This is a genomic window from Klebsiella sp. K47 (assembly GCF_051858335.1).
In the GTDB taxonomy this organism is placed as follows: domain Bacteria; phylum Pseudomonadota; class Gammaproteobacteria; order Enterobacterales; family Enterobacteriaceae; genus Klebsiella; species Klebsiella pneumoniae.
The window spans coordinates 1-216 of the sequence record NZ_JBPYUI010000520.1; the positions used below are offsets into that span (position 1 = coordinate 1).

Consider the following 216-nt stretch of genomic DNA (forward strand, 5'->3'; position numbering starts at 1 on the left):
TCGACTTTGGGCATCTGCTGCGTGCCCCGGATGTGATGAAACAGGATGGCAAAGCGCAGCAGCACGCACAGGCGCAGCAGCTTGACCCCATCATCCCCCAGCTCGGCATAACGGTCCTTGGGGATGTTGCGGCGGTGGCCGCGCACCAGCAAGGCCATCATCTGCTGATCCTCGCGCGAAAAGCCTGCCAGGTCGGAGTGCTCGATCAGGTACGCG

General features: G+C 63.0%; 1 pseudogene. It reads right to left on the reverse strand.

Annotated elements, in window-relative coordinates:
• A pseudogene (locus RRF55_RS29055) lies at positions 1–216 on the reverse strand (exopolyphosphatase); the annotation flags it as partial.